Source organism: Agrobacterium sp. 10T429, from assembly GCF_056393925.1.
Genome location: NZ_JBFTGV010000003.1, coordinates 258,274 through 284,905 on the forward strand (window position 1 = coordinate 258,274; position 26,632 = coordinate 284,905).

Sequence of the window (26,632 nt, forward strand, 5' to 3'; positions counted from 1 at the left end):
GTATAGTTTCTTGATAAATGAGTATAGGTTTTTGAATTAAGATCTCCTATCCCTGTCTGAATGACGCTTCTGCCGCGCACCACACTCTGCCACCGTATCGCCAGCGAAACCGCAGGCGTGATCTTTCTGCGCGCGCCGGCGGGCGCCGGGAAAAGCGTTCTTATGGACTTGCTGGCACAAGAGCTGGGGACCGAGGTATGCCGGACGCACCAGCCCAGAAGTGATGAGGCGGCAAAAGGCTGTCTGCTATGGGATGTGCCGGTCTTCGCACGCGCGGTCCGCATGCCCGCCCCTATTCTGGAAACCGTGCGTTTCGTGGTCATCGCCTGCCGTCCGGATCAACGTATCAGCGGGCTGGCGCGGCAAATATTGCATCGTGGTTCGCTGACGATCGGAGCAAATGAACTGGCCTTTGGCCAAGATGAGACCGCGGGCCTTCCAACAGAACAGAAGCGTCTGGCGCTCGATGATTATGCGGGGTGGCCGGCCTTTCTGTCTCTCGCTCGCCTCGCCGACGAAAAACTATGCGTCGACTATCTGCGGGAAAATTATCTGCCGCATCTGTCACCGGCCCAGACGGTCGCGCTTTCGCTCTGGCTGGAAAATCCCTCGGCAGAACCCGACGCTGAATGGGCAGAACTTCTGCCGCCCTTCCTGATCGCAAACCCGGAAAAACACGACACTCTGATAAGGCTTCTGACCGTGGCAGCGGGAGAACGTCTCGCCACATTACAGGCTGGCAGGGCAGTGGTAGAGGTCGCTTCCGCATTCGAGAAGGAAGGGCGGGCGCTTGCGGCAATGGCCATGTTGCTTGACCGCGGTTATGAGACCCACGCTGCGCAAATCCTAGAACGCGCCCATGGGCGCGAACTGATCTACCGAAGCAGCGTCGACAGGTTCCGCGAGATCATCATGCGGTTTTCGCAGGACATGATCGCGGCGAATGAAACAGTCCTCTTCGCCGTCACCCGCGCATTACTGAAACAGGGCGAATTGCAACGCGTGCGCCATCTGCTTGGCAAGAGCCTCGGTTCGGATTATCTCGATCCACTCAAGGTGCTTGCCCGCGGTTCGCGTTTTTCCTTTGCCGCCCGCACCTTCCGGCTTAACCTGATGATTGCCGAGGACCTGACCCCCAATGACGCTGTGATAACGCGCCTCGGGGAATTCATGGCCGATTACCCCATGGACGATCACGGCAAATGGGCGGCCTATTACAATGCGCTGCTGGAATTCGAAATCCGCCGCCGTAATTTTCGCGAGGCCGAGGCCGCTGCCGCCCGCGCGCTTATCTATCTGCGCAAGATGGGCGGGCAGCCGCTGCTCGAATTCTTCATCCATCTGCACCAGATCGTCCTGCGACTGATGAGCGGTGATGTGCTCTTGGCCCGTCGCGCGGCACAGGAAGCGCGCACAAGGTTGGAACAGGTGCCACACGACGCCGCGCAGGAGTTCCGAATGCTGCGGCTGGCCGAAGCCTGCCTTGCCTATGAGGCGGGAAAACCGCGCGACCTGTTGCACTTCGTCGAGCATGAATTCGACCATTTCGCCGCCGCCGAGATATGGCCGAGCCTGATGCAGTTTGCCCTGCATTATGCCTCGCAGGTGCTGATCGATCATTTTCCGATGACCGTTCGTCCGGGCTTTCTCGACGGCCTGTGGATTCACCTTTCGGAAGGGCTGCAATTCCATGCGATGATGGAGATCAGAACGGCCATCGCCTATCAGAACGCCAACCGCTGGGCGGATGCGGCAGCGACGCTATCGGCAATTCGCATGCCGATGGGTCGCAACTGGGTGGAGAGCGCGAATGAGGACCTTGCCCGGCTCACGCGGCGCGACGAAATCGCCTATGTGATGGCCTGGCTCCGCGACGCGGTACATCTTTTCACGCCGCGCGCCTATCTCGCCCGGCAGATGGATGCAATGATCGCCAACCCCAAGGTCACCAACCGCGAAAAGGTCGCGCTCAGAATATGGCAGAGCTATGCCGCACACCAGCGTCGTGACAGTGCCGGCGCCCGCGCCCATATCCTCAACGCACTTGAATCGGCGACGCGCCTTGGCTGCAACGGCGTCCTGTCGGAGGAGCGCATATTCCTGTCGCCGCTTCTGAACAATCGCCGTATCCGCGGTTTCATCGAAACCTCTTCCGATGTCCGGAACGCGCTGTCGATTTTCGCCGCCTCGGTCAACTCGCCGCAGGCACGCGCCCTGCATGGCGGGCTTTCACAGCGGGAAGCACAGATGCTGCAATTGCTGGCCAGCGGCATGTCTAACAAGAAGATCGCGCAGACCCTCAACATCTCGGAAGTGACGGTAAAATTCCATCTCGGAAACCTGTTCCGCAAGCTGGATTGCAAACGCCGCGCGGAAGCGATCCGCGCAGCGAAAGCGCTGGGCTGGCTTTGATCTCAAGTCGTGACTGCCGATCAGAAAAGCCCGCTATTCCTCCCGGAAGGCGCGGTTGATCTGGTCCGTCAGCGGCTTGGCGATATAGGACAGCGCTGTGCGCTCGCTGGTCTGGATGAAGGCCTCGGCAGGCATGCCCGGCATCAGCGGCGCATTGTTCAGCTTTTCCCGCTCGGCAACCGGTATGGAAATCCGCGCCAGATAATAGGAGAGGCCGGTCCTCTGGTCGGTGGTGATATCGGCGGCGATGCGACTGACATGGCCTTCCAGTTCCGGCGTGACGCGCTGGTTGAACGCGGTCATCCGCAGCATCGCCTTTTGCCCTACCTGCAACTGGTCTATATCCTTCGGCACAATCTGCACCTCAAGCGCCAGTTCGTCCCCATCAGGCACGATGAGCATGATCGGGTCGGCCGGCGTCACCACGCCGCCCACGGTATGCACCGCCATTTCATGCACCATGCCGGATTGCGGCGCGATGATATCGATGCGCTTCAGCTCGTCCTCCGCAGCGACCTTCCGCTCAACATATTCACCCGTCTGCGCCTGTATCTCGCGCAGTTCCCGGCCCACTTCGGTGCGCAATTCCTGATCGATCTGCAGGATCTGCAGTTTCGTTTCGGTGATCCTACCCGCCGTCTGCGCCTGATAGGCGATTTTTTCGCCACGTTCACCGCCAAATGTCGCGGCCTGGGTCTGCAGGCTGTTCAGCCGCTGCACGGACACGATGCCCTGCTCCCGTAAGGATTTCTGCGAGGTTATCTCAGCCTGCAAAACCGCAAGCCCGTTGTCGTAGGCGACTTCCTGTGCCCTCAACCCTTCGATTTCATGTTCGAACTGGGTGATACGCTCCACAAGCTGCGCTTTGCGCCCCTCACGATAGGATTTGCGGAATTCGAACAGCCTGGTTTCGCTGCGCATGGCGGAAGCGACATCGGGATCGTCCTTGCGCGCCACCAGAGCCTGTGGAAAAACGAGTTCCGGCAGATCGTCCCGTTCGGCCTCCAGCCTTGCCATGCGCGCGCTCAGCTCATCCAGCCGCTTGGTCACTATGGCGAGATTAGCGCGGGTCTGGGTGGCGTCGAGACGCATGACGACGTCGCCGGCCTTTATCCTGCCACCTTCGCTCACCAGAATTTCACCGACGACGCCACCCTTGGGGTGCTGTACCTTCTTGGTATAGGAATCGACCACAAGATGACCGGACGCGACGACCGCGCCAGCAAGATTTGTCGTCGCTGCCCATCCGCCGACGCCGGCCAGCAGTGCTACACTTGCGGCAAGCCCGGCAAGAAGATGTTTGCGGATGGAGCGGGACACCTGCGTGCGCTGGTCAATTTTTGACATCCGTATCTCCTTCCTGCCTGTTCTCTTCGCCACTCTCTTGCAGCGCCACCGTCTTAGGCTGGGTATTCGCGACGACACGCAATGGTGAAACCGTGTGCGCGGATGCGGTGAAACCTTTCGCCGCTTGAGCATTCGGAGTGCGCAGCACTTTCGAGAGAACCTCGTCGCGCGGACCGAAGGCCTTCATCCGCCCCTCCTCCATCATCAGAATGAAATCAACGGCACCGATCGCGCTGGGCCGATGCGCGACGACGATAGCGATACCGTTGCGCGCCTTGACCGACGCGATCGCCCTGACGACGGCGGCCTCGCCCTCTGCATCAAGATTGGCATTCGGCTCGTCCAGCACGACGATGAAGGGATCGCCATAAAGCGCACGCGCGAGACCGATACGCTGGCGTTGTCCTGCCGAAAGCGCGGAACCGGCCTCACCTATATCGCTGTCATACCCCTTTTCGAAGCGCAGGATCAGTTCGTGCGCACCGGCGGCTTTCGCAGCGGCAATGATTGCGTCGGGATCGGGATTGTCCTCGAAACGGGAAATGTTTTCGCCAATCGTGCCGTCGAAAAGCTCCACGCCCTGCGGCAGATAACCGATATGGCGGCCGAGGGCTTCGCGATCCCATTGATCGAAGCTCGCACCATCAAGCCGCACCTTGCCGGCGGCGGGCATCCAGGCTCCGGTGAGAATGCGCGAAAGGGTGGATTTTCCCGAGCCGGACGGGCCGATGACACCAAGCGCATTCCCGGCGGTCATGACGAAACCAAGGCCCGCGACGGTCGGTTTTCTCTCTCCCGGTGGAATGATGGTGACGTTTTCGACTTTCAATTCTCTCTCAGGCTTCGGCAGTGCCATCGCGGTCGCCGTTACCGGCATCTGCGCAAAAAGCTCCCTTAGCCGCGCCCAGCTCTGGCGGGCGGCAACGAAGGACTTCCAGTTGGATATGGCAAGATCGACGGGCGCCAAAGCCCGACCCATCATGATCGAACTGGCGATCATCACGCCGCCTGAGGCCTCCTGCTGAATGACCAGCCATGCGCCGACCGCCAAAATGGCCGATTGCAGCACGATCCGCAGGGATTTTGCGATATTGCCGAGGCCGCCGGCCACGTCGCCCGCCTTGCGGTTGGCGGCGAGATAAGCCTCGTTGGAGATTTGCCAGCGTTTGCCAAGCCGGCCGCCGAGCCCCATGGCCTGCACGACTTCGGCGTTGCGGCGCGAGGCTTCCAGCTGCCGGTTGCGCGCCATGTTTTCGACCATGGTGTCGCGGATCGGCTTCTGCGAGAACATATTGGTCAAGATGGTCAGGGATATAAGCAGAACGGCACCGGCAAGAGCCGTCGCGCCGATCCAGAAATGAAACAGAAAACATATGCCAAGGTAGAGCGGCATCCAAGGCAGATCGAAAAAGGCGGTCGGCCCCGTGCCGGACAGAAAACCGCGCACGTTGTCGAGATCGCGCAGCGGCTGCAGGCCGTCCCCCGGCATACGGTTGACGAGCGGCAGGCGCACCACCGCATCATGCACCTTGCCGGAATAGCGCATGTCGAAGTCCTCGCCGATACGGATCAGGACCCGGGCGCGGATGATGTCGAGCAGGCACTGGAAGCCATAGAGGCCGAGCGCAAGAATGGCGATCCCGACAAGTGTCGGCAGACTGCCGCTGGCCAGCACCCGGTCGTAAACCTGAAGCATGAACAGGGGCGACGTCAGCGCCAGGATGTTGACCACACCGCTGACGAGCGCCACACCGAAAAACGTGCTTTTAAGGGGCGAAACAACCGCCGCAGTGAGGGACTGCGGCGGTGTCTGCTGGTGGTTTTGAAAGCCCACAGCCTGATTTTCCTTTAAGCGGCAAGCGCCGATGCGCTGGCGAAAATGAAGTCCGATGCGTCCAGTACGCTTGCATCGACACCGTTGAGCGTGATGGATACGGACGTGTCTGCTGCCGAAAGGATAACGGCATTTCCGTTATCGTTATACCACAACAAATCATTCACCGAAGTTGCACCCCAGGCGGAAACATCAAGCGTATCCGTACCATCCTGATAACCGTAGGTTCCGGTCGGGCCGGCGTTCACGACGTCATTGCCGCCGGAGAATACGAAGGTGTCCGCGCCGGCAAAGCCCGTCAGGGTATTGGAAGCGGCCGTATCCTCGATCACCGTGCCGGTGGCCGCGAAGTAGTCATAGAAGCCGGCCAGAGAGCCGAAACGGGCAAGCTGGTAAACGGCGAGATCGAGAAGATCGCGCGCGCCTGCGAGCGAGTAGGAGCCGTCGGGATCGATCAACAGTTCCTGCTGGCTGACGGCGATGCCGCTGGTGGACTGGCTGTAGCCGGTGCCGAGAACGATGCTGTCGACCGAACCTGTCAGGTTGCCCTGGGAGTATTGCAGGGCACCGCTCATGACAATGCCCTTGCCACCGTTGCTGCCATCGCCCCACGCCTCATAGGTCGTGTTCGGATCGATAGTGGTAGTGGCGAGAGAGCTGGTCTGAGCGTCGTAGAACGCACCATAGGTCGAACCGAAACCGCTCGTCCAACCGTTGAGGTAACCGATCAGGTCGGAGGAAGACTGCGTCAGTTGAATTGTGGTAGCCATAGGTGTACTCCTTTGCTGGCCAATAGGGATACCTTTGTCATGTGACGAAGGCGTTTCATCTCCGGGACGGGCTGCAACCCCAGCCCGGAGAATTTCTTCCGCGCATCAGAACTTCACGTTCATCGTTGCGATAAATGTGCGGCCCGGCGCGGTATAGGCACTGGCTGCCGGGATGTATTTGCGGTCGGTCAGGTTGTTGACCGCGAAACGAAGCGTCGCCTTTTCGTTGAAGGTATAGGAGCCGTATAGGTCCACCGTCGTGTAGGGATCGGTTACCTCCCGCAGGTTACCCTCCGTATCGAGCGTCCGCGATTGCGTCGGCGTGACATGGTTGAGCCGTGCGCCCAAAGAGAATTTTTCCTCGAAGAAACGCATGCCGCCATCGAGCGTCAGCTTCACCTTGGGTGCAACGTCACCCGGCCATGCGACGATCTCGCCGCTTGTCGTGGTCGTGCCGTTAGAGAAAACCTGGGTTTTGTCCGGCCAATCGGTCTTCAGCAGCGTCGCTGAGCCACCAAGCCAGAAGCTTTGCGCATCGTAATTGCCCTCGAATTCAAGGCCGCGCATATAGGTCGTGCCGTCGAGATTGACGAAGCTGGTATAGGTCCGATCCGCCACCTGATCCGTGACGAGATAACCGAGAGCAATGTAATCCTTCACCCCACGGCGAAAGGCGGCCATTTTGATGCGGACGGAATCGTTGTCCAGCAGCACGCCGTCAAAGCTCATATTCGCGCCGACTTCGTAAGTGGTGGCTTTTTCGGCCCGCAGGGATGTGTTCGGGGCATATTCATATCCGGGGCTGTCCCCCGGACGGGCACCGGCAAAGAGAGCCTCGAGAATTGTCGGCGGACGCAGGCTTTGGGAATAGCTCACATAGGGACGGAACCAGTCGACGGGTTTCAGTTCAATCGTGGCGGAGGGTAGCCAGGCACTGTAGGTGCGATCGATATCGACATTGTGCTCCGGGTAGTCGGTAACGGGTATCGGTGGCGTAATTGTGCCAGTTCCAGGCATGCAACCTGCCGAAGCATTAGGCCAGGCACGCGCCAGATAAAGCGCGTAGCGCGCAGTCCAGGACGGGTTGGCGGGAAGGAACACCTGATTGAAATAGTCGAGAGGTGTGTAATGGTTGCCGACTGGATCGCAGGGGACAGAGGTGTCTACGAGATAGCTGCGGGTACTGTAATAAGTCGCCGATCCCTTCAGGCGTGACCAGTCGTAACGCACGCCGCCACTTAGCGTGATCCAATCCGCCGGCTCCAGCTCACCGTTTAAAAACAGGCTCGCGACATCGCGCCGCCCGGCGGGGCTGAAAGCCGTGTAGCTGGTGGCAAAGGAGGGGTTTTCCTTGATCTTGGAGCTCATAGCAACGGATGTGGCTATATCCCGGAAGGCTTCGGCCCCATAATTTAGGCTGAGCGCACCCGCCTTGGTGTCGAAACGACTGGTATTTTCCAAGTTGCCACCGAAGCTGCGCAGGCCCATATCTAGATTGGTCTCCACCGCATAAGTGCGCGCCGATCGCAGTTCGTGCGTCATATTGTCGTTCAGCCACAACGAAGATTTGAAATCGATTAGTTCGCTTTCGGGGTCCCAGTCCAGCTTCGCGACGACGCTGTCGTTGTGTACACTTTCCCTGTCGACCACGGTGGACGCACCCTGAACGAAATCATTCTGCTGATGCATCCATGACAACGAAGTCTGCACATCCCCGAAGTCACCTTCGCCCTTGAAAAATGTCGACCAACCGTCCCTGCCGAGCAGGTCCTTCATCGTCAAAGCGGTGCTTCGTGCCTCGCCTCTTGTTCCGATCTTGTATTCATCCATGATCGTGCGGCTGTAACCGGCGACAAAGGAGAGAGGGCCATTCGGCTCACGAACTGCGGCCAGAACCGAACCCTGAAAATCGTAACCATTGGTGCCACGGGAGACATTCACCTCAGCCCCCTTGTTCGCACCCTCGGGGATCAGATCGGCGGCGCTGACGGTACGGAACTCGACCTTCCCGCCAAGCGAACCCGCGTTACCCGACCTTGCATTGGTTATTTTCTCGATCTCGACAGCACGGATAAAGGCAACATCGACGTAACCCTGCCCGGCGCTCGCGGTGTAACTCGTGGCCCCGCCGAAAGCTGCGCCACGCTGCGCATTCTGCCGCGCACCATCGATGGAGACGACCACGCGGCCGCTTTCCTGCAAGCCACGTATATTGGGCGAAACGGTCGGGAAGCTGCCGTTGCCCTCACCGGCATAGACGCCGGAGACGCGGTTGAAGACATCGCGCGTGTTGCGCACGCCGGCGGACTGGATCGCCTCGCGACTGACGACGCTGACACTGGCGGGTGTTTCATAAACCCAGTCGGGCGTTCCCTGATAACCGGTGCCGGCAATGGAATTGCGTCCGGTTTTTCCGGTCACTGTAATTTCTTCCAGAACGGTGGTGCCTTCCGCCCCTGAAAGATCGGCAGCGGCCTGGCCCGAGCCTATGACGACGGTTCTGCCATTTCCGGCAAACCGGAAATTCACGCCCGTGCCTGCCAGAAGCCGGGACAGCGCATCCCGCACCGTAAAACTGCCGGTAACGGCATTGGTGCGCACATTGCCGGCGGACGGTGTGGCAAGCGTAACCTGCAGACCGGATTGCCGCCCGAAAACGCCGACAACGGAGGACAGCGGCTGGGCGGGAATATTAAAAGGCCGCGTTGCACCCTGCTCGCCACCGGAGCGCTGACCATTGGCGGCATTCGGTCCGCTCTGCGCAAAAGCCGGTACCGACATTGAAACGACCACCGCCGTTGTCGCCAAAAGCACGGTCATACGTGCCGGCTTTGCCGCGTTTTTCCCTGAACCGTTCTTACGTATCTGGAGGCGCATACTGCTTTTGTCTTCCTGTCTTCGCTCCGGCTATATCTTGACCGGATTACTCAACAAAAAGACGATTGCCTCGGCAGTTTTTTTCAGGGTTTCGGAGAATTTTTTATAAACGACTGAAAATAAATACGATTTTTTGTTTTATGGCGCTTCAGAAACGGGTGATGATGCGGGCGGTATTGGCAATTGCATGCACCTTGCCCTTATAGGGTTCCACCAATGCTTCCAGCGCACGGTCCGGATCGCGAAGATTGTAGAAGCCAGTCACACGCTGCTCTGCAAGCGTCTTGTCCGCCATCGTCAGCCATGCGGGATGATACCGCTGGATTTGCTCGACGACAGAACCGATCGTCGCATCCACAACGTAAAGCTCGCCGTTGCGCCAGCCACCAATATCCTCGACGGGAACGGTCTCTTTCCGGATTGCACCGGAGGCGTCGACAACCAGCATCTCACCCGGCACCAGCCGCGTTGGTGGCGCGTTGCGGAAGGAAGCTTCCACGGAACCATGCGCAAGAGCGACTTGCGTCACGCCATCCGTCATGTCGACATCGAAAGCCGTGCCGAGCACTTGGACGGTCAGGTTTTTCGCCTCCACGACAAAGGGACGGTCGCTATCCGGCACGACATCAAAAAAAGCTTCGCCCTTCAGCACCTTCACATTACGGCGGCCATTGGCAAAATCAGTGGTAAGCGCACTTGCCGCGGCAAGCTGCACCCTGCTGCCGTCTTCAAGGGTTATGGTGCGGCTCTCTGCGGTACTGGTCTGATATTCGGCCTTGATATGGACGAAAAGCGTGGGAACGAACAGCACCGCAAGACAGAGAGACACTGCTGCCACCGCCATGCCGGCATAATGCCGCAAGGACCAGCGCCGTCGCGATGCCTGTTTTCCGGCAACGCCAGGCAGGTGCGGCGCGTCTTCCCAGAGGCTTTTTAAACCCGGCTCGACCAGACCGAGATTCCGCCAAGTCTTGCATGTCCGCTCCCAGGCCAGACGATTTGCCGGCGAAGCAGCCAACCATCGATCAAATTCCGCCTTCAGCCGCGGTTCCGCCGAACCCGTCTGCAGGCGTATCAGCCAGTCGGCAGCCTCCTCCGCCTTCCCGGTCGGCAATGTTATTTTTTTATCGGGATCAATTGTCATTGAGCCGGTCAGTTCCTTTGACTGGGCGGAGGAGATGCCTCGTCTTCCGTGTTGCTTTAAAGACGTTTGAGGGAGAACTTTTTTTCACAAGATGAAACAATAAAGGCTATTTTACTGCATTTCTTTGGTAATGGCGGCAATACTACTCTTAATCAGACGGTGGGCGCTAGCCACGGATACGCCGAGGTGACGGGCGATCTCTTCCATATTGTAGCCGCCAAATCTATGCATTTCCAATGCCACACGCGCCTGAACCGGCAGAGAGGCCAAAATAATCTGCATCTGCCGGACCTCGTCGCAGAACAGGGCATGCTCTTCTGGTGTGCCGTGACCCTGCGGTATGCCCCAGAACGGGGTATCGTCGGGACGCTCCCGCAGGTCCTGCCGGTTGCGGCGGCGATTATCGAGGGCGAGGTTGCGGACGATGCGGAAAAGATAGGATTTGAGGTTGGAAGGATTGCCGGAACCTTCGGGAACGAATTTCAGGAATGCCTCCTGAACCACGTCCTCCGCGTCCGCCCGCGACCCTAAAATAAGCGTGGCGTATTTGATCAGGTCAACCCTGTGCGCGACGTAAGCGTTATAACGCTTGTCATCTTCCCGTATGCCCATGTCTCAACCGAGAGAAATTTCAAGGATAAACGAAACTGCAAGCCCCCAAACGACAAAGCAGTTTTCCCGTCTAAACCTCTAGCACCCAAACTCTCGACCGAACAGCTATTTCATGACTATTATTATCAAGAATTTGTGCGGTCGCGGACCCTGCAACAGCCAGAGACTCGCAGACCCGGCGGCAGGCGCGGCCGGGTCCTGTGATAGCGTCAGATTGCGCCGTCGACTATTACCATCGGCCTGCCCTGCGAACAGGGTTCGATGCGCGCATCGATGCGGTAGATATCGCGCAGCATGGCCGGGGTTATCACCGTCTCGGTGCTGCCGCTCACCACCATTTCGCCGCGCGCGATCACCATCGTATTCTCGCAATAACGAAGCGCATGATTGAGGTCGTGCAGGGCGATCAGCACGATCATGCCAGTCTTCTGGGCAAGGTCGGTCACAAACCCCAGAACCTCGACCTGCCGGTGGAGGTCGAGAGCAGATGTCGGCTCGTCCATCAACAGCACCTCCGGCTTGCGGGCCAGCGCCTGCGCCAGGGACACAAGCTGCCGCTGACCGCCAGACAATTCGCCGAGCCCCCGGAAGGCGAGATCGTGGATTTTCAGCGCCTTGAGAATGGCGTCGATCTCAAACAGCTCATCGTCGTGAACACGCCAGCCGCCGCCCTGCTTGGCGGACAGAAGCACGGATTCGTAAACCGTCAGCACGGCGTTGGCGCCGGTGTCCTGCGGCATGTAGCAGATGGCCCGGTTGCCGCGTGCCGTATCTGACAACTCGACAAGCCCGGGACCGGAGATCAGGCTGGCGATGCGCTTGAAAAGCGTTGACTTGCCGGCAGCGTTCGGGCCAATGACCGCCGTGACACTGCCGCTTTCCAGCGTATCGATGCCGACCTTGGAGAGAACAGTCGTGCGGCCGTAGGCAGCGCCGACATCCTTCAGTGCGAGCGCTACCATGCGCGTCTCCTGTTGCCGAAAATGAGCGCAAAAAAGAACGGTACGCCAACCAGCGCCGTGATGACGCCGATTGGCAGAATTGCGCCGGGAATGAGTATCTTGCTGATAACAGAGGTCGCCGACAACAGCAGCGCACCGCAGATCACCGAGCCCGGCAGGAAGAACCGCTGATCTTCGCCCACCACCATGCGGGCTATGTGCGGGCCGACAAGCCCGACGAAACCGATGGTGCCAACAAAAGAAACCGGAATCGCGGCAAGAAGGCTGACCGTCAGCATGGTCTGCAGCCGCAGCCGACGCACATTGATGCCCATGCTGGCTGCCTTGTCGTCACCCAGCCGAAGCGCCGTCAGCGCCCATGCGTTGCGCATGAACATCGGCACCGTAACGAGAAGAATACCACCGGTGATATAGACCTTTTCCCACGTGGCCTTGGTCAGGCTGCCCATGGTCCAGAAAACGACGGCGGCGAGCGCCTGTTCGGAAGCCAGATATTCAAGCAGCGACAATGCGGCATTGAAGGTGAACACCAGCGCGATGCCGAGAAGGACGATAGTCTCCACGGTTACGCCGCGCATCGTCGAGGCAAAATGAATGAACAGGGCGGCAATCATCGCCATGATGAAGGCGTTGATCGGCACCATGTACTGGACGGCACCGGGAAAGATCGCAACGCCGCCAACAAGGGCCAGCGCGGCGCCGAAACTGGCAGCGGCCGAAATGCCGAGCGTAAACGGGCTGGCGAGAGGATTGGACAGGATGGTTTGCATCTGTGCGCCCGCAACCGAAAGCGACGCGCCGACGGTGACCGCCATCAGCGCAATCGGCATGCGGATATCCCATATCACCACCCGAAGCTGGTTTGCAGCAGCAGCCGGATCGGCAATCGTCGCCAGAACTTCTGATATCGTGTAGCGCGCCGGACCAAGTGCCATGTCGGCAGCCATAGTGAAACAAAGGGCGATGAAAAGCCCGAAGAGAATAACGATCCTTCGTGCGGCAAGGGCGCGATATTGATCGCGCCCACTTACGCCAACGGCGCTTTCATTCAACGAACTCATTCATTCGAACCTTTTTCGAGGGATGCGAAGTAGCCCGGCTTGTAGGTGACGGGCAGGAATTTCCGGTGAAATTCCTCAAAATTCTTCTCGGGATCGAGATCGGCGAAGAGCTCGGGATGGAACCACTTGGCGAATTGCTGAATCGGAAAGAACTCGTAGGGCGCGCCGTAGAACTGGTGCCACACGGCATGGACATTGCCCTGTTTGACAGCCTTCAGTTCCGGAAACGGCGTGCGCCTCATCAGGTTTGTCAGTCTTTTCCGGGAAAGAGCCATGTCGGCTCCGCGTCCAACGGGAACGAACTGGTTGATATCGGATTCAGCCGCCCAGTTTGAGCCGGTTACGATGACATGATCCGGATCGGCAACGACGAGCTGCTCGGGATTGAGATCGCCGAACGTCGTCTTGATGATGCCGTCGGCAATATTATGGCCGCCAGCGAGATCGACCATTGCGCCGAAATTGACCGGGCCGAAGGTGCGGCAGCAATTGTCCTCACCGGAAATGCCGGGTGCGCGCTCGATGAAGACGCCGGGACGCTTCAGGTCCTTGACGCTGGCGAGCCGGTCGGTCACGCGGGCGATTTCTGCACGGCGATAGGCGATGAATTCCTTTGCACGCTCTTGCGCGCCAAACATTTTCCCGAGAATTTCAATCGAGGCTTYGCTGTTCTTTTCGGGATCGATGCGAAAATCGAGATAGACGATCTTGATTCCGGCGGCGGCGGCCTTCTCTTCGAAACCACTTTCCTTGGCGGATTTTTCCGCTTCCAGATTGAGGGTGATCACGTCAGGCGAAAGGGTAATGGCCGTTTCCAGACTGAAATCGCCCTGCGGCACATAACCGAAGCGCGGCAGTTTTTCGATCTGCGGAAAGCGCTCGACATAGGCGGCGTAGCTGTCAGGGTCCTTCTTGAGGAGATCGTCACGCCAGCCGACAATGGTGTCGAAGGTCTGGTCGCCCTTGAGCGCCGCGATGACGTGGATCTGGCGCGCCTCACCGACGATGACACGTTTGACCGGCAGGTCCAGCTCGACCTTGCGTCCGGTGACATCGGTGATTTCTCCGGCATAAGCCGGCAAAGCGAGAAGAGACAAAGCCAGCACCGCAAGATGCCTGAGAGCGTTAAGCCGCATGAGAAGTCCTCTTAGTTCCAAAAGAAAATGATGAAGCCGCATGGCTGCGGCTTCATCCATCGATCGGACGGCGCTCCCCTTCACCGTCCCTGTCTTATTTCGTGTCCTTCAGCGACACAAAGTAACCGGGCTTGTAGTCGAGCGGCAGGAAGCGGGCATGCAGCTCCTTGAAGGTCGCCTCGGGGTCGAGATCCTTAAAGAGGTCCGGGTGCAGCCACTTGGCGATTTCCTGAATGGCCACGAACTGATACGGGTTGTTGTAGAACTGGTGCCAGATGGCGTGGACATTGCCGTTCTTGACCGCCTGTACCCCGGTGAAAGCCGGGCGCTTGGTCAGGTTTTCAAGCTTGCGGTGGGCTTCCTTCATATCCGCGCCATAACCGACACCGACCCAGTTGCCGCCGGGAACATAACCGTTCCAGTTGCCACCCGTGATGATGATCTGTTCCGGATTGGAGGCGATGATCTGTTCCGGATTGACGTTGCCGAACGTGCCGGGAATGATGTCCTTGGCCATGTTGATGCCGCCGGCGAGTTCGACCATCTTGCCGAAATTCTCGTTTCCGAAGGACATGCAGCAATCGTCGGAATAACCGCCGGCGCGTTCGACGAACACGACGGGCTTCTTCGGATTGGCCTTTTCGAGCGTATCGGTGACCTTGGCGATGGCGTCCGCGCGGAACTTGATGAAGTCCTCGGCGATCTTTTCCTTGCCGGTCAGTTGGCCCATCAGACGCATGCTCGGCTCGGTGTTTTCCATCGGCTTTTCGCGGAAGTCGACGTAAACAAGCGGGATGCCGACCTTTTCGAGCTTCTCGATGTAACCGGCCTCCTGCGTCGCGGTCTTCGCGTCGATGTTCATCAGGATCACGTCTGGCTTCAGCGAAATGGCCTGCTCGATGTCGAAGGTGCCGTCTTTCATGCCGCCAAAGGTCGGCAGCTTGGCAATATCAGGGTACTTGGCGAGATAGGCCGCATAGGTTTCCGGGTCGGCTTTCGCCAGGTCGTCGCGCCAGCCGACAACGTGCTGGAAAGGGTTTTCCTTGTCGAGCGCCGCCAGGAAGTAGATCTGACGGCCTTCGCCGAGGATCACATGCGAAACGGGCACATTGACTTCCACGTCGCGGCCGGTCACATCCTTGACGGTAACCTTTTCGGCCAATGCAGGCCACGCTGCGGATACGAGAAGGCCAAGGGCAAGTGCCGCGGATTTGGCTGAGATGCGCATCGGATATTGCTCTCCAGTGTTGACTGGCGCGGCTGTATTATTTTCTGACTATACTAGTCAAGTTTTATGTTTTAGAGCCATTCTTAACTGACCGGTATGTGAGCTAAAGACCGATGATCGACACTATCCACTATGGCAAAAACGACAGTCTGAGAGACGAAATCAAAACCTATTGGTCCGGCCGCGCCGCGACTTTCGACCTTTCCCCGGGTCATGAGATTTTCTCCGAAGAAGAGCGCAAGGCCTGGCACGCGCTGGTTTTGAAGCATCTGGGCCAGGGAGAAGGCCGCAAGGCGCTGGATCTGGCCAGCGGCACCGGCGTTATCTCGCACCTGATGGACGATCTCGGTTTTCAGGTCACCGGCATGGATTGGTCGGAAACCATGCTGGAGCTTGCAAGGGCGAAGGCGAAAACCCGCGGGCGCAATATCCGCTTTTTTGTCGGCGACGCCGAAAACACGATGGAGCCGGACGAAAGCGCCGACGTCATCATCACCCGCCATCTGGTTTGGACGCTGGTTGACCCGAAGGCAAGCTTTGCCGAATGGTTCCGTGTCTTGAAACCCGGCGGACGCCTGATGATCGTCGATGGCGATTTCGTCAACACCGGCTGGCGCGAAAGACTGGTCAAGAAGCTGGCGGCGGGTCTGGAAAGCATCGGCCTTGTGAAGCCGGACCAGCCGCACAAGCCGGCGGATCCGGAAAACACCTTCAACAGCATTCTATCGCGGGTCTATTTTTCACAGGGTGCAAGAGCTGGTGACGTCGCGGCGCTGTTGCGTGAAACCGGCTTCGAGCCCGTTGCCATCGATCAGGAACTTCAGGCCATTCATCGTGCCCAGGCAAAAAATTTCAGTCTGCTGAAAGGCATCTTGCGGGGATTGCAGCACCGTTATGCAATATGCGCCGTGAAGCCGCACACGTCCGGCAAGGGATAGGGCGACCAAAGCCACCAAGCTCTCCGTCACCCCGGATGTGATCCGGGGTCCAGTGCGACCAAGTCCTTGATCGCGTAATAATAGTTTCTCACGGTGCAGACGCGCCTTGGCTGAATGCTGGATCTAGTCCGGCATGACGCATGAAAACGCGACGAAGGCACCTCATTTTTCCGCCCGCTCGAATAGCTCCTCAAAGCGCGGCTTCGCCCGGCCCGGGACCTCTACCGTCCTGTAGCTCTGCGGCAAAACCGCGTCCCCCACCTTGATCAGCATAACCATGCCCATGCCGTAATGCGGCGAGCATTTGATGCCGTAAAAGCCTGGCTTTTCGAAACCGGTCTCGAATTCGTCGTTGATCCGGCTTTTGAAACCTTCAATATCTTCGGGAACCATACCATTGATCGTCGCGGCATTATGGCTCTTGTGGCTCGGCACGAAGCGCACGCGGTCGCCGGGAGCGATCTCCAGAAAATCGGGTTCGAACACCATGGAGCCCTTTTCGCCACGGTTCAGCATCTTCACCTCGAAGGTCTCGGCTCCGGCTTGAATGGAAAACCCTGTGGCCACAACCATGGCAAGTCCCGCGGAAACGCAAAGCTGTCGGGCGCAAAAGCGGAGATTTGCAAGTCTTTTCAATTTCATCATCGTGCCGTTGCTTTCCTTGCGTGATCGGCCGCACCGTGGGCCGGCAGAAAACGAATATGTGAAAATCCGCTTTCATCCGTGGTGACGACGGATTGCACCCCGAACACATCGTCGATGGTCGCAGGGGTGAGGACCTCGCGCGGTGGGCCGACAGCGATCATTTCACCGCGATGCATGATGGCGACGCGGTCGCAGAACATGGCGGCGTGATTGAGATCATGCAGCGCCGCCACAACCGTCAGTCCCTGCCTGCGCACCAGATCGAGCAGGCCGATCTGGTGCCCGATATCGAGATGGTTGGTCGGCTCGTCCAGCAGCAGAATATGCGGCTCCTGCGCCAATGCGCGGGCAATGTGCAGGCGCTGGCGTTCGCCGCCGGAAAGGTGATGCCAGTTTCGCTCGGCCTTGTCCGCCATATCGACATTTCCGAGCGCCGCATCGACGATGGCGTCGTCCTTTGGCGACCATGCGGAAAGCGGGCCGAGATAGGGCGTGCGCCCCAGTTCCACGGCCTGTCGCGCGCTGATGCGCTCGGTGGTTTCGGCCTGCTGCTCCACAAAGGCCAGCCTGCGGGCAAGTTCGCGCCGCCCGAATGTGGCAAGCCGTTCCTCACCAAGCATGACATGACCCCGACGCGGCATGCGAATGCCGGCCAGCATGGAAAGCAACGTGCTTTTGCCCGAACCGTTCGGCCCGATGATACCCAGAAACTCGCCCGTGGCGACCTCCAGCGAAACACCGCGCACGATGTCGAGATTGCCGGCATGGAAATGCAGATCGTGGGCGGATAATTTCATGACCGGCCTCTCTTCTGCCCGAGAATAAAGGCGAAGGCGGGCGCGCCGACCAGCGCAGTGATCACGCCGATCGGCAGCACCTGCCCCGGAATGACGGTGCGCGAAAGAATATCTGCGATGATCATGAAAATTGCACCGGTCAGCGCCGTCACCGGCAGCAACATGCCGTGGCGAACGCCAACGAAGATGCGCGCCGCATGCGGGATGACGAGACCGACGAAGCCGATGGAACCGACCAGCGACACCATGACTGCCGTCATGACCGCCGAAACCGAGATCAGCACCGCATAGACCCGGCGCACTGGAATACCGAGCGAAGCTGCTGCCTGCCCGCCGAAAGCGAAAGCATCAAGCGCGCGTGCGTACCAGAGGCACACACCAAGACCCGCAATACTGACCGGCAAAGCCAGCCAGACATCCGGCCAGCGCACGCCCGAAAGATTGCCCAGCAGCCAGAACATGATGCCGCGCGCCTGTTCGGCATTGGCGGATTTGGTGACGATGAACGACGTCATGGCGTTGAACAGTTGCGAACCGGCGACCCCCGCCAGGATGATGGCGCTGTTGCCGTGCCCTGCCCGCACCGCCAGAAGGCTGACAAGCGAAAAAGCCACAAAAGCACCGATCAGGGCGCCGGCCGGCATCGTCAGGAACCCCGCCCCGAAGCCCAGAAGCGCCACGGCCACGGCCCCGGTTGAGGCGCCTGCGGAAATACCGAGGATATAGGGATCGGCGAGCGGGTTGCGCAGAAGTGATTGAAGCACCGCACCGGCCAGCGCCAGCGAGGCGCCACAGCACGCGGCAACAACGGCGCGGCTGAGGCGGTAACTCCAGACGATGCCCTCATCCAGCGGCTCCAGCGGATAACCCGCATGGAAGACACGATTGGCAATGGTTTTTGCCACGACGTCGAACGGAATGGCAGTCTCGCCGATGGCCGCACCGGCCATCAGCGCGACGAGCAGCAGGGCGAGTGCGGCAAAAGCCAGACCCGCCCTGCCAAGATTGACGGAAAGACCGTTCACTTGGCGAGACCGGCTGTGGAAATCGCCTCGGCCAGCGTTTCAATGCCTTCGATCGTGCGGATGGTCGGGTTCATCGCCTGCGCGTCCATTTCGAAGGCATGGGCCGCCTTGACGGCGGGCATGATGCTGGCAACCGGATCGGTAGCGAGGAACTTGAGCTTGACGGCGACGTCATCGGCGGGGAAACGCCGGCGGTCCATCTTGCCGGCAACGATCACGGACGGATTGGCCTTGGCGATGGTTTCCCAGCCAACAGTCGGCCATTCCTCATCGCTTTCGATAACGTTCCTCAGCCCGAGCGCGGACATGATGTAACCCGGCGCACCATTGCGGCCCGCCACGTAAGGATCGATATCCAGCTCGGCGCTGGAGAACCAGAAGACCGCTGAAATCTTGCCATTCGCCGAAGCGATCTTGGCGCGGGCGGCTTCCTCACGCTTTTTCAGGTCGGCAACGACTTCCTCGCCGCGATCCTGCACGTTGAAAATTTTCGCAAGGTCGCGGACCTCCTGGTAGATCAGGTCCATGGTGAAAACGGACTTGCGCACGCCGTCGCCGCCGCCGGAGTTGTCCTTGCCCATGCAATCGGCAGGCGAGGTATAAACGGGAATACCGAGTTCGGCGAATTGCTCCGGTGTTCCGACAACGCCTTCGGGACCGATCTGCCACTGGAACTGCGTCGTCACGAGGTCCGGCCTCTTGCCAACCACCGCCTCGAAGCTCGGATCATTGTCGGCAAGCCGCTCCACCTTGGCATTGGCGTCCTCGTAACCCTTAAGAACCGGGCCGATCCACAGCGCCGTACCTACCACCTTGTCGGCCACGCCGAGCAGATAGAGAACCTCGGTCGTGCTCTGGCCGACCGATACTGTGCGGGCGGGCGCCTGCTTGAAGGTGATTTCGTGGCCGCAGCTATTGATCGTCAGCGGATAGGTGGTTTCGGCAGCCTGAGCGGCACCGGCGGGCAAGGCCGCTAATGCGACAACCAGAAGACCGGCGGAAACCGGCAGGCGTTTGAAATGAAACATATGTTCTCCAGTCTAAATAAAGTGGCGTGATCCGCAGGCCGCGCGTCAAAACGCGTAGTGACAGAGCGACAACAAGTGTGGAGATGGAGAACGGGACTCTAAATACGTTTCCGCGGACGGAAAGGTCATAATCAGCTCCTCTTCCGGGCATCCCCGCCCGTAACGATGGTCAATATTATGACGGCAGGTCTCCTGGCTCACGAATATACGCCGTTCATCTGCCTTCCCGCACCTTGAAGGGTGCAGTGGCATGACGCTTTTCAGGCGTCACGAGGATGAGCGGCAATCCGCTTACAGTTGCGGGGGCAGCCACGGCATTGGGCGATAGAAATCAGCCGCACCATGTTCCCTATTAATCCCTTTGCCCTTCGGCTTCAGGAACCGTCACTTTCTGACATAAGGGGCAAGCGCCGGGGCGTCAATTGCGATAGTGCTGCAGCTCAGCACAAAGACGGACCCGCCAACGCGAAAATTTTTGTAGCGCCGGAAGGCGCCGGTTGCGGCGCGTCTTTGGACATGGTGGTAAGGGTTTCAATCACCACCAGCCCGGATTGCGCAATAAAATCAATAAAGAGACTATTGTCGCTGATGGTGTCGAGACGCACCAGCTCATCGTCCAGATCGGTAAAATGCCGCCTCACAAGCGCAATCGCATCCATGTCCGCACCCGCAACGACCGGACCGATAATGTGGCCCCGCCCTGCCGCACGGCGCAGCGCAAAAGCGGTAAGACGGTCCGCCTCAAACACACCGTAACCCGCATTCTGCGTCAAAAGTCGCTGCAAAACGTTCCGGCGCGAAACGCCAAAAGCCGCCCGGTCTAGTTCCACCACATCAGTCAGATGACCTGCGGATAACGGCTCTATTCGTTGTTTTCTGCCGGGCGGCGGTATCTCGAAAAGGCAATTCGCCCTTCCCCGGAACAGATATACTTTTTCCGCATCGCCGGCAAAACCCAACCTTGAAAACAACCGCCGCGACGCTCCCGTCGCGTTCAATCGCAGGGAGACAGTGGGGAATTTCGCGACAAGTTTCTGCACCAGCCATGGTGCTACGCCCTGCCCCTGCAAACGGGGGGAAACAATGACCATGCCAAGCGTCGCAAACCCCTGATCATAGGGAAAGAGCATCGCGGTTGCGACAACACGGTCGATCTCATCGAGCGCAGCGAGACCCACGCCGCATTGCCGCAGAAAACACCATTCATTCGCGTGATATCGCCATCCGACGGCCATGGAGAGTGCATGCAGATGATCGGCATCCACGTCCGCGATATCCACGGTCCGCAGCTCGAAACTATCGACTTTGAGCAGGTCCATAACCAACGGCCCTCATCCCCTACGGCTCACAACCTTCATCCGGTCCCGGCCTAGCCCACGACATCCGACGGTAGCCGGTTACGCCAGCACGAATTTTCTGAAAGCACTGGAAGGTCACAACAATCTACCGAAATCATTCGCATTTCAGCAGATAAACGTCGCAGTCCATTCTAAGCTTTCGGGATGACAATCCGGTCAGCGGAGACGACCATTGAACGCAATCGAAATCCTTGAGCGTCTCGTCGGTTTCCCGTCGGTCGTTGGAACCGCCAATGGCGATATTGCCGGCTGGATCGCCGATTATCTTGAAAGCCACGGCGCGAAAGTATCGCTGCTTGCGGGACCGGAGGGCGACCGCGCCAATCTCTTCGCCACCTTCGGCCCGGCCGATCGCGCCGGATATGTTTTGTCCGGCCATATGGATGTCGTACCCGCCAGCGAGCCGGAATGGTCTTCCGATCCCTTTACACTGCGGGCGGAAAATGATCGTCTCTACGGGCGCGGAACCACCGACATGAAGGGTTTTCTGGCCACGGTTCTCGCCGCGGCGCCTGCATTTTCGCGCATGGCGCTGAAACGTCCCGTGCATATCGCCTTTTCCTACGACGAGGAGGCGGGTTGCCGTGGCGTTCCGCATCTTCTCGCCAGATTGCCTGAACTGTGCGCCGCACCGGCCGGCGCAATTATCGGCGAACCGAGCAATATGCGGGCGGTTCGTGCACACAAGGGCAAAGCAGCAGCTCGCATTACCATCCGTGGCCGTTCCGGCCATTCGTCCCGGCCTGATCAGGGGGTGAATGCCATTCATCTGATGACCGGCATCATGGCAAAGGCCGTGGAGACGGCACATGAGCTGACGAAAGGCCCCTTTGAAGCGACTTTCGAGCCACCCTACTCCTCGCTGCAGATCGGCACGATGAAGGGCGGCCAGGCGATCAACATCATCCCCGATTTCTCGGCCATCGAGCTGGAAGCGCGGGCGATTTCCGGCATATCGCCGCTTGAACTGCTCGGGTCGATTCGCGCAAGCGTCGAGGCTCTTGCAGCAAAGGGTGTCGATATCGAATGGACGCCTATGAGCGATTATCCGGCGCTTTCGCTTGCAGCCAATGCTCCGCTTGTTCTGCTTCTGGAGGAATTGACCGGCACCCCCTGTCTCGCCGCCGTCAGCTACGGCACGGAGGCGGGGCTGTTCCAGGCGGCGGGCATCGACGCCATCATCTGCGGACCAGGAGATATCGGCCGCGCCCACAAGCCGGACGAGTTCATAACGACGGGCGAACTTTCGGCCTGCCAGTCGATGCTGGACACACTCGCAAGCCACTGTACGGCTTGAACCTTCGGGAAGCATAGATTTCAGATGACTTTTCTCTTCAATTCCGACGCCAAGCGCGGCGAGATTTTCCGGCAGGCTCTAGCTGCAGAACTGCCTGATCTGCCGTTTTCGATGGATGCATCAACTGTCGATCCCGATGCAGTCCGTTACCTCATCACCTGGACGGTACCACAGGACATTGCCCGGTATCGCAATCTCGAAGTCCTGTTTTCGATTGGCGCGGGTGTCGACCAGTTTCACATCGAGGCGATCCCTGAGACGGTAAAGGTCGTACGCATGGTGGATGAGGGCATCATCCGCATGATGCAGGAATATATCTGCCTCGGCGTACTTTCCCTCCACCGCAACCTGCCGGTCTATTTAAACCAGCAGCGCCAGCAACTGTGGAATGCCCTGCCCCAGCGTCAGGCGGAAGAGTGCCGGGTGGGCGTTCTCGGCCTCGGCATGCTGGGCGTTGCTGCGCTGGAGCGGCTGAAACCTTTCGGCTTTCCGCTTTCCGGCTGGAGCCGCTCACAGCGTCAGATCGATGGCGTCACCTGCCATCATGGCGACGACGGCCTCAAATCCATTCTCTCCACCAGCGATATTCTCGTCTGCCTGCTGCCTCTCACCGAAGAGACCACGGGGCTTCTGAACTCCGAGCATCTGGGGATGCTTCCCGAAGGGGCTGCTCTGGTTCACGCCGGGCGCGGCAAACAGCTCGATCATGACGCTTTGCTCGATGCACTCAACAGCGACAGGCTTTCAGGTGCGGTGATTGACGTTACCGATCCGGAGCCCCTGCCCAAAGACCACCGCTTCTGGACCCATCCGAAAATTCTCCTGACGCCGCATATTGCCAGCGTCACCCAGCCCCATTCCGCTGCCCGCACCGTCGTCGAAAATATCAAACGATACGAATCCGGTCTCGAACCGCTCGGCCTCGTTGACCGTAGCCGCGGATATTGATCCTACCGTTCCAAGAAAGGACACCCATGTCTCTCCTCAAGACCATCGACACCAATCCCGCCTTTGAACCGAAAGCCTCCAAGGCCCTGCCCGAACGCCTCATCGCCGGCGACCCGTCCTTCAAAACCTGGCCGCTAGATGAAGCCCGTGATGGCACCGTGCATACTGGCATCTGGGAAGCGACCCCCGGCGAAAGCCGCTCGATCAAGGGCGAGACATTCGAGTTCTGCCACATTCTCGAAGGCGTCATCGAGATCACACCGGAGGGCGGCGCGCCGCTGCGTTACACGGCGGGCGACAGCTTCGTCATGAAGCCCGGTTTCGTTGGCGTCTGGAAGACAATCGAAACCGTGCGCAAGATCTATGTGACCGTGAACGGATGATTTGCCGAACAGCATGCCTGGCATCCCGGCTGATGGAGAGGCATTTTTGAGAAAAGCGATGGCTGGCAATCCGCAGGTGGATGCCAGCCATGGTTTACATGGGTATCCTGCCCGGATGCCTTTCGACCGGATTTACGGCCCTCGATCGGACCCGCCGCAAAGTTTTCGGCGCGGTCTTCATGCCCGCCGAAGATTGCGCTGTGGGCCACCAGCAAAACAGGATTTTCGTTCACCGCCCCCGCCGCAGTCGGTCGATGCTGCTTGCCATCAGGGAGTAGCTTTGGCGCATATCCACAGAGGATCATCCATGACGCTCAGCTTCGATCCAGACAGCCTGTCCCTGCCGATCGGCCATTTCATCGGCGACCGGCTGATCCCGGCTAAAAACGGCATCGACATGCATCGTCCTTCGGACGGCATCGAATATGCCGGTTGCCCGAAGGCGGATGCGGCACTTGTCGATGAGGCGGTGCAAACCGCCAAAGCCGCACTGAAGAGCAGTAACTGGGGCGGCGTGCGCCCGCGTGAGCGCACCAGGGTGCTGCAACGCTGGGCAGACCTGATCGAGCAGGAAGCCGAGACGCTGGCGAAAATCGAGGCGCTCTCCTCAACCCGGCCCGTGGGCCACCTGATTGCCGGCGATATCGCCGTCACTGCAGAACAGATCCGCTTCTTTGCCGAATTTGCGGACAAGGAGGGCGGTGATCTCGTGCCGACCGACGACACAAGCGTCGGTATGATCATGACCGAGCCCTATGGCGTCGTGGGCGCCATTACGCCCTGGAATTTTCCGGTGTCCATGGCGGGCTGGAAGCTTGGTCCGGCACTCGCAGCCGGCAATGCCGTGGTGCTCAAGCCGTCGGAGATGACGCCCTTCTCCAGCATTTTCATGGCGCAACTCGCCATCAAGGCAGGGCTGCCCGCCGGGCTTATCAACATCGTGCTGGGTGACGGGCCAGTGACAGGCAATGCCATCACCGGCCATCCCGAAATTTCCAAGGTCAGCTTCACCGGATCGACGGCAGCAGGTTCGGCCATCATGGCAAATATCGCGCGTACCGGCGTCAAGCCCATGACGCTGGAACTGGGCGGCAAAAGTCCGCAGCTGGTTTTTGCAGATGCCGATATCGAAAAAGCCGCCGCCGCGATCGCCGGCAACATTCTGTCCAATGCCGGGCAGGCCTGCGTTGCCGGCTCGCGCATAATCGTTGAAGCGAGTGTCGCAGAGGCGCTTTCCGCCGCAATCATCGCCCGCATGAAGACGGTGAAGCCCGGCCCGACCTGGGACGAAGCAACACAGTATTCGCCGATCATCTCCGAAGTGCAGCGCCAGCGCATTGACGGCATCGTGCAGGCGGCTGTCGCCCATGGCGGCGAATGCCTGACGGGCGGCGCGATCATGGACGGTCCGGGTTATTTCTACCAGCCGACCTTGATCGCAAATGTCGACCAGACCTCCCCTGCTGTCACAGAAGAGATATTCGGGCCAGTGCTGACCCTGCAAACCTTCAAGACGGAAGAAGAGGCGCTGGCGCTCGCCGATCACCCGACCTACGGTCTTGCCGCGGGTCTTTTCAGCCGCGATATCTCGCGCGTCATGCGCCTGTCTCGCGCCATCCAGGCAGGAACGATCTGGGTCAACCGTTATGGCCGCTCCCGCGACCATATCCTGCCGACCGGCGGTTACAAACGCTCCGGCATCGGCAAGGATCTCGGACGGGAGGCCTATCTCGCCAACCGCAAGAGCAAAAGCGTCCTGATCGGACTGTAACAGGGGAAACATCTTGAAAACGCATCGCATCGCACTCATTCCCGGAGACGGCATCGGCAAAAGCGTGACTGATGCCGCCTGGCAGGTTCTCAACACCGCAGCAAAAAGCTCCGGTTTTGCGCTTGAAGGCACCGAATTCCCCTGGTCCTGCGCCTTCTACAAGGAGACCGGCGCGATGATGCCGAAGGATGGCATCGAGACCCTGCGCGGCTTCGACGCCATTCTGCTGGGCGCGGTCGGCTGGCCAGCGGAGGTGCCGGATTCGGTATCGTTGCACGGCCTGCTTCTGCCGATCCGCAAGGCATTTGTGCAATACGCCAATATCCGCCCGCACCGGCTTCTGCCCGGCGTGCAGGGACCGTTGAAAGCGGATGGATTCGACATTCTCTGCATCCGCGAAAATACCGAAGGTGAATATTCCGGTGCCGGCGGACGCGTGCATCAGGGCACCGAAGACGAGGTCGCTGTCGAAACCTCCATCTTCACCCGCAAGGGCGTGGAACGCATCCTGCGCTTCGGCTTCGAGCAGGCGCAAAAGCGTCGCGGCAAGTTGGCTTCCGTCACCAAATCCAACGCCCAGAAATATTCGATGGTGTTCTGGGACGAGGTGACGCAAAAGCTCGCCGCCGAATATCCGGATGTTGAAGTTTCCAGCTACCATATCGACGCCATGGCGGCGCGCATGGTGATGGCGCCGGAAAGCCTTGATGTCGTGGTCGCTTCAAACCTCTTCGGCGATATCCTGACCGATCTCGGCGCAGCCATTCAGGGCGGCCTGGGTTTTGCCGCCTCCGCCAATATCAATCCCAACCGCACGGCACCCTCCATGTTCGAGCCGGTGCACGGTTCGGCCCCTGACATCGCCCATCTCGGCATTGCCAACCCCATCGCCGCCATCTGGTCCGGCGCCATGATGCTGGAGCATCTGGGTGAGGCGGATGCGGCCAGGCGGGTCATGGCGGCGCTGGAAAAGGCGACCGGCCGGGGCATTGGCACCGTGCCGGGCAAGGACAAGACAGACGTAATAACTGCCGCAGTTCTTGCGGCTCTCGACTGATT

At 59.3% G+C, this 26,632-nt stretch carries 22 protein-coding genes and 1 riboswitch; of the genes, 7 read left to right on the forward strand and 15 right to left on the reverse strand.

The genetic code is table 11. The features are described 5' to 3' along the window. Positions 1 to 60: 60 nt before the first annotated feature. Positions 61 to 2,412 (forward strand): helix-turn-helix transcriptional regulator, encoded by a 2,352-nt coding sequence (locus tag AC1DCP_RS10515; protein ID WP_162724337.1) that lies wholly within the window; start codon positions 61 to 63, stop codon positions 2,410 to 2,412. Between the two features lie 33 nt (positions 2,413 to 2,445). Here AC1DCP_RS10515 and AC1DCP_RS10520 read toward each other — a convergent pair whose 3' ends face one another. From AC1DCP_RS10520 to AC1DCP_RS10565, 10 genes are all read right to left on the reverse strand, one after another. After that, positions 2,446 to 3,759 (reverse strand): HlyD family type I secretion periplasmic adaptor subunit, encoded by a 1,314-nt coding sequence (locus AC1DCP_RS10520; protein ID WP_112959471.1) that lies wholly within the window; start codon positions 3,757 to 3,759, stop codon positions 2,446 to 2,448. Then, positions 3,746 to 5,593: a type I secretion system permease/ATPase gene (locus tag AC1DCP_RS10525; RefSeq protein ID WP_112959472.1), complete on the reverse strand. Its 1,848-nt coding sequence runs from the start codon at positions 5,591 to 5,593 to the stop codon at positions 3,746 to 3,748. Before AC1DCP_RS10525 ends, AC1DCP_RS10520 begins: the two co-directional genes overlap by 14 nt. Positions 5,594 to 5,607: 14 nt before the next feature. Beyond that, a complete protein-coding gene (locus AC1DCP_RS10530; RefSeq protein WP_035199494.1) occupies positions 5,608 to 6,363 on the reverse strand; it encodes a hypothetical protein in 756 nt (251 codons plus the stop codon). A 105-nt stretch (positions 6,364 to 6,468) separates the two neighbouring features. Further along, a complete protein-coding gene (locus AC1DCP_RS10535; protein ID WP_112959473.1) occupies positions 6,469 to 9,240 on the reverse strand; it encodes a TonB-dependent receptor in 2,772 nt (923 codons plus the stop codon). Positions 9,241 to 9,388: 148 nt separating this feature from the next. After that, the gene (locus AC1DCP_RS10540) at positions 9,389 to 10,384 is read right to left on the reverse strand and encodes a FecR family protein (RefSeq protein ID WP_003511034.1); all 996 of its coding nucleotides are present in this window, start codon (positions 10,382 to 10,384) and stop codon (positions 9,389 to 9,391) included. 111 nt (positions 10,385 to 10,495) lie between these two features. Further along, positions 10,496 to 10,996, reverse strand: a complete 501-nt coding sequence (locus AC1DCP_RS10545) for an RNA polymerase sigma factor (RefSeq protein WP_013761633.1) — start codon at positions 10,994 to 10,996, stop codon at positions 10,496 to 10,498. Positions 10,997 to 11,205: 209 nt separating this feature from the next. Then, a complete protein-coding gene (locus AC1DCP_RS10550) occupies positions 11,206 to 11,958 on the reverse strand; it encodes an ABC transporter ATP-binding protein (protein WP_003511038.1) in 753 nt (250 codons plus the stop codon). After that, entirely contained in the window at positions 11,952 to 13,019 is a 1,068-nt protein-coding gene (locus tag AC1DCP_RS10555; RefSeq protein WP_065687782.1) for a FecCD family ABC transporter permease, read from the reverse strand. Before AC1DCP_RS10555 ends, AC1DCP_RS10550 begins: the two co-directional genes overlap by 7 nt. After that, positions 13,016 to 14,155, reverse strand: a complete 1,140-nt coding sequence (locus AC1DCP_RS10560) for an ABC transporter substrate-binding protein (RefSeq protein WP_476774256.1) — start codon at positions 14,153 to 14,155, stop codon at positions 13,016 to 13,018. The genes AC1DCP_RS10555 and AC1DCP_RS10560 overlap by 4 nt, the downstream gene beginning before the upstream one ends. A 94-nt stretch (positions 14,156 to 14,249) precedes the next feature. Further along, positions 14,250 to 15,383 (reverse strand): ABC transporter substrate-binding protein, encoded by a 1,134-nt coding sequence (locus tag AC1DCP_RS10565; protein ID WP_060642314.1) that lies wholly within the window; start codon positions 15,381 to 15,383, stop codon positions 14,250 to 14,252. Positions 15,384 to 15,496: 113 nt separating this feature from the next. Here AC1DCP_RS10565 and AC1DCP_RS10570 point away from each other — a divergent pair, with 113 nt between their 5' ends. Then, complete coding sequence (locus AC1DCP_RS10570; protein ID WP_112959474.1) at positions 15,497 to 16,321, forward strand: class I SAM-dependent methyltransferase; 825 nt, start codon at positions 15,497 to 15,499, stop codon at positions 16,319 to 16,321. 162 nt (positions 16,322 to 16,483) lie between these two features. On the opposite strand, the gene AC1DCP_RS10575 is transcribed toward AC1DCP_RS10570, so the two are convergent. The 5 genes from AC1DCP_RS10575 to AC1DCP_RS10595 all read right to left on the reverse strand — a co-directional run bounded on the left by AC1DCP_RS10575 (position 16,484) and on the right by AC1DCP_RS10595 (position 21,135). Beyond that, complete coding sequence (locus AC1DCP_RS10575; RefSeq protein WP_112959475.1) at positions 16,484 to 16,966, reverse strand: pseudoazurin; 483 nt, start codon at positions 16,964 to 16,966, stop codon at positions 16,484 to 16,486. Further along, complete coding sequence (locus AC1DCP_RS10580) at positions 16,963 to 17,763, reverse strand: ABC transporter ATP-binding protein (protein ID WP_112959476.1); 801 nt, start codon at positions 17,761 to 17,763, stop codon at positions 16,963 to 16,965. The genes AC1DCP_RS10575 and AC1DCP_RS10580 overlap by 4 nt, the downstream gene beginning before the upstream one ends. Further along, entirely contained in the window at positions 17,760 to 18,788 is a 1,029-nt protein-coding gene (locus AC1DCP_RS10585; RefSeq protein WP_003511052.1) for a FecCD family ABC transporter permease, read from the reverse strand. Before AC1DCP_RS10585 ends, AC1DCP_RS10580 begins: the two co-directional genes overlap by 4 nt. Then, positions 18,785 to 19,816: an ABC transporter substrate-binding protein gene (locus AC1DCP_RS10590; RefSeq protein WP_476774257.1), complete on the reverse strand. Its 1,032-nt coding sequence runs from the start codon at positions 19,814 to 19,816 to the stop codon at positions 18,785 to 18,787. The genes AC1DCP_RS10585 and AC1DCP_RS10590 overlap by 4 nt, the downstream gene beginning before the upstream one ends. Positions 19,817 to 19,981: 165 nt before the next feature. Continuing rightward, positions 19,982 to 20,217: riboswitch (cobalamin riboswitch) on the reverse strand. Between the two features lie 39 nt (positions 20,218 to 20,256). Next, on the reverse strand, positions 20,257 to 21,135 hold the full coding sequence (locus AC1DCP_RS10595) for a GNAT family N-acetyltransferase (protein ID WP_003511056.1): 879 nt from the start codon (positions 21,133 to 21,135) through the stop codon (positions 20,257 to 20,259). 211 nt (positions 21,136 to 21,346) lie between these two features. On the opposite strand from AC1DCP_RS10595, the gene argE reads away from it, so the two are divergent. The 5 genes from argE (at position 21,347) to AC1DCP_RS10620 (ending at position 26,630) form a co-directional block, all read left to right on the forward strand. After that, positions 21,347 to 22,471 (forward strand): acetylornithine deacetylase, encoded by a 1,125-nt coding sequence (gene argE, locus AC1DCP_RS10600; protein WP_111803472.1) that lies wholly within the window; start codon positions 21,347 to 21,349, stop codon positions 22,469 to 22,471. 24 nt (positions 22,472 to 22,495) lie between these two features. Beyond that, positions 22,496 to 23,419 (forward strand): 2-hydroxyacid dehydrogenase, encoded by a 924-nt coding sequence (locus tag AC1DCP_RS10605; RefSeq protein ID WP_112959478.1) that lies wholly within the window; start codon positions 22,496 to 22,498, stop codon positions 23,417 to 23,419. Between the two features lie 26 nt (positions 23,420 to 23,445). After that, on the forward strand, positions 23,446 to 23,802 hold the full coding sequence (locus AC1DCP_RS10610) for a cupin domain-containing protein (protein WP_013761644.1): 357 nt from the start codon (positions 23,446 to 23,448) through the stop codon (positions 23,800 to 23,802). A 307-nt stretch (positions 23,803 to 24,109) separates the two neighbouring features. After that, a complete protein-coding gene (locus AC1DCP_RS10615; RefSeq protein WP_111828973.1) occupies positions 24,110 to 25,573 on the forward strand; it encodes an aldehyde dehydrogenase family protein in 1,464 nt (487 codons plus the stop codon). Between the two features lie 13 nt (positions 25,574 to 25,586). Then, positions 25,587 to 26,630 (forward strand): tartrate dehydrogenase, encoded by a 1,044-nt coding sequence (locus AC1DCP_RS10620; RefSeq protein WP_065662555.1) that lies wholly within the window; start codon positions 25,587 to 25,589, stop codon positions 26,628 to 26,630. Positions 26,631 to 26,632 lie beyond the last annotated feature (2 nt).

What these genes read in the sequence shown, in the direction of transcription:
- AC1DCP_RS10515 (WP_162724337.1), top strand. Translation starts at nt 61, where the DNA reads ATGACGCTTCTGCCGCGCACCACACTCTGCCACCGTATCGCCAGCGAA.
- AC1DCP_RS10520 (WP_112959471.1), bottom strand. Translation starts at nt 3,759, where the DNA reads ATGTCAAAAATTGACCAGCGCACGCAGGTGTCCCGCTCCATCCGCAAA.
- AC1DCP_RS10530 (WP_035199494.1), bottom strand. Translation starts at nt 6,363, where the DNA reads ATGGCTACCACAATTCAACTGACGCAGTCTTCCTCCGACCTGATCGGT.
- AC1DCP_RS10535 (WP_112959473.1), bottom strand. Translation starts at nt 9,240, where the DNA reads ATGCGCCTCCAGATACGTAAGAACGGTTCAGGGAAAAACGCGGCAAAG.
- AC1DCP_RS10540 (WP_003511034.1), bottom strand. Translation starts at nt 10,384, where the DNA reads ATGACAATTGATCCCGATAAAAAAATAACATTGCCGACCGGGAAGGCG.
- AC1DCP_RS10545 (WP_013761633.1), bottom strand. Translation starts at nt 10,996, where the DNA reads ATGGGCATACGGGAAGATGACAAGCGTTATAACGCTTACGTCGCGCAC.
- AC1DCP_RS10550 (WP_003511038.1), bottom strand. Translation starts at nt 11,958, where the DNA reads ATGGTAGCGCTCGCACTGAAGGATGTCGGCGCTGCCTACGGCCGCACG.
- AC1DCP_RS10555 (WP_065687782.1), bottom strand. Translation starts at nt 13,019, where the DNA reads ATGAGTTCGTTGAATGAAAGCGCCGTTGGCGTAAGTGGGCGCGATCAA.
- AC1DCP_RS10565 (WP_060642314.1), bottom strand. Translation starts at nt 15,383, where the DNA reads ATGCGCATCTCAGCCAAATCCGCGGCACTTGCCCTTGGCCTTCTCGTA.
- AC1DCP_RS10570 (WP_112959474.1), top strand. Translation starts at nt 15,497, where the DNA reads ATGATCGACACTATCCACTATGGCAAAAACGACAGTCTGAGAGACGAA.
- AC1DCP_RS10575 (WP_112959475.1), bottom strand. Translation starts at nt 16,966, where the DNA reads ATGATGAAATTGAAAAGACTTGCAAATCTCCGCTTTTGCGCCCGACAG.
- AC1DCP_RS10580 (WP_112959476.1), bottom strand. Translation starts at nt 17,763, where the DNA reads ATGAAATTATCCGCCCACGATCTGCATTTCCATGCCGGCAATCTCGAC.
- AC1DCP_RS10590 (WP_476774257.1), bottom strand. Translation starts at nt 19,816, where the DNA reads ATGTTTCATTTCAAACGCCTGCCGGTTTCCGCCGGTCTTCTGGTTGTC.
- AC1DCP_RS10595 (WP_003511056.1), bottom strand. Translation starts at nt 21,135, where the DNA reads ATGGACCTGCTCAAAGTCGATAGTTTCGAGCTGCGGACCGTGGATATC.
- AC1DCP_RS10605 (WP_112959478.1), top strand. Translation starts at nt 22,496, where the DNA reads ATGACTTTTCTCTTCAATTCCGACGCCAAGCGCGGCGAGATTTTCCGG.
- AC1DCP_RS10610 (WP_013761644.1), top strand. Translation starts at nt 23,446, where the DNA reads ATGTCTCTCCTCAAGACCATCGACACCAATCCCGCCTTTGAACCGAAA.
- AC1DCP_RS10615 (WP_111828973.1), top strand. Translation starts at nt 24,110, where the DNA reads ATGACGCTCAGCTTCGATCCAGACAGCCTGTCCCTGCCGATCGGCCAT.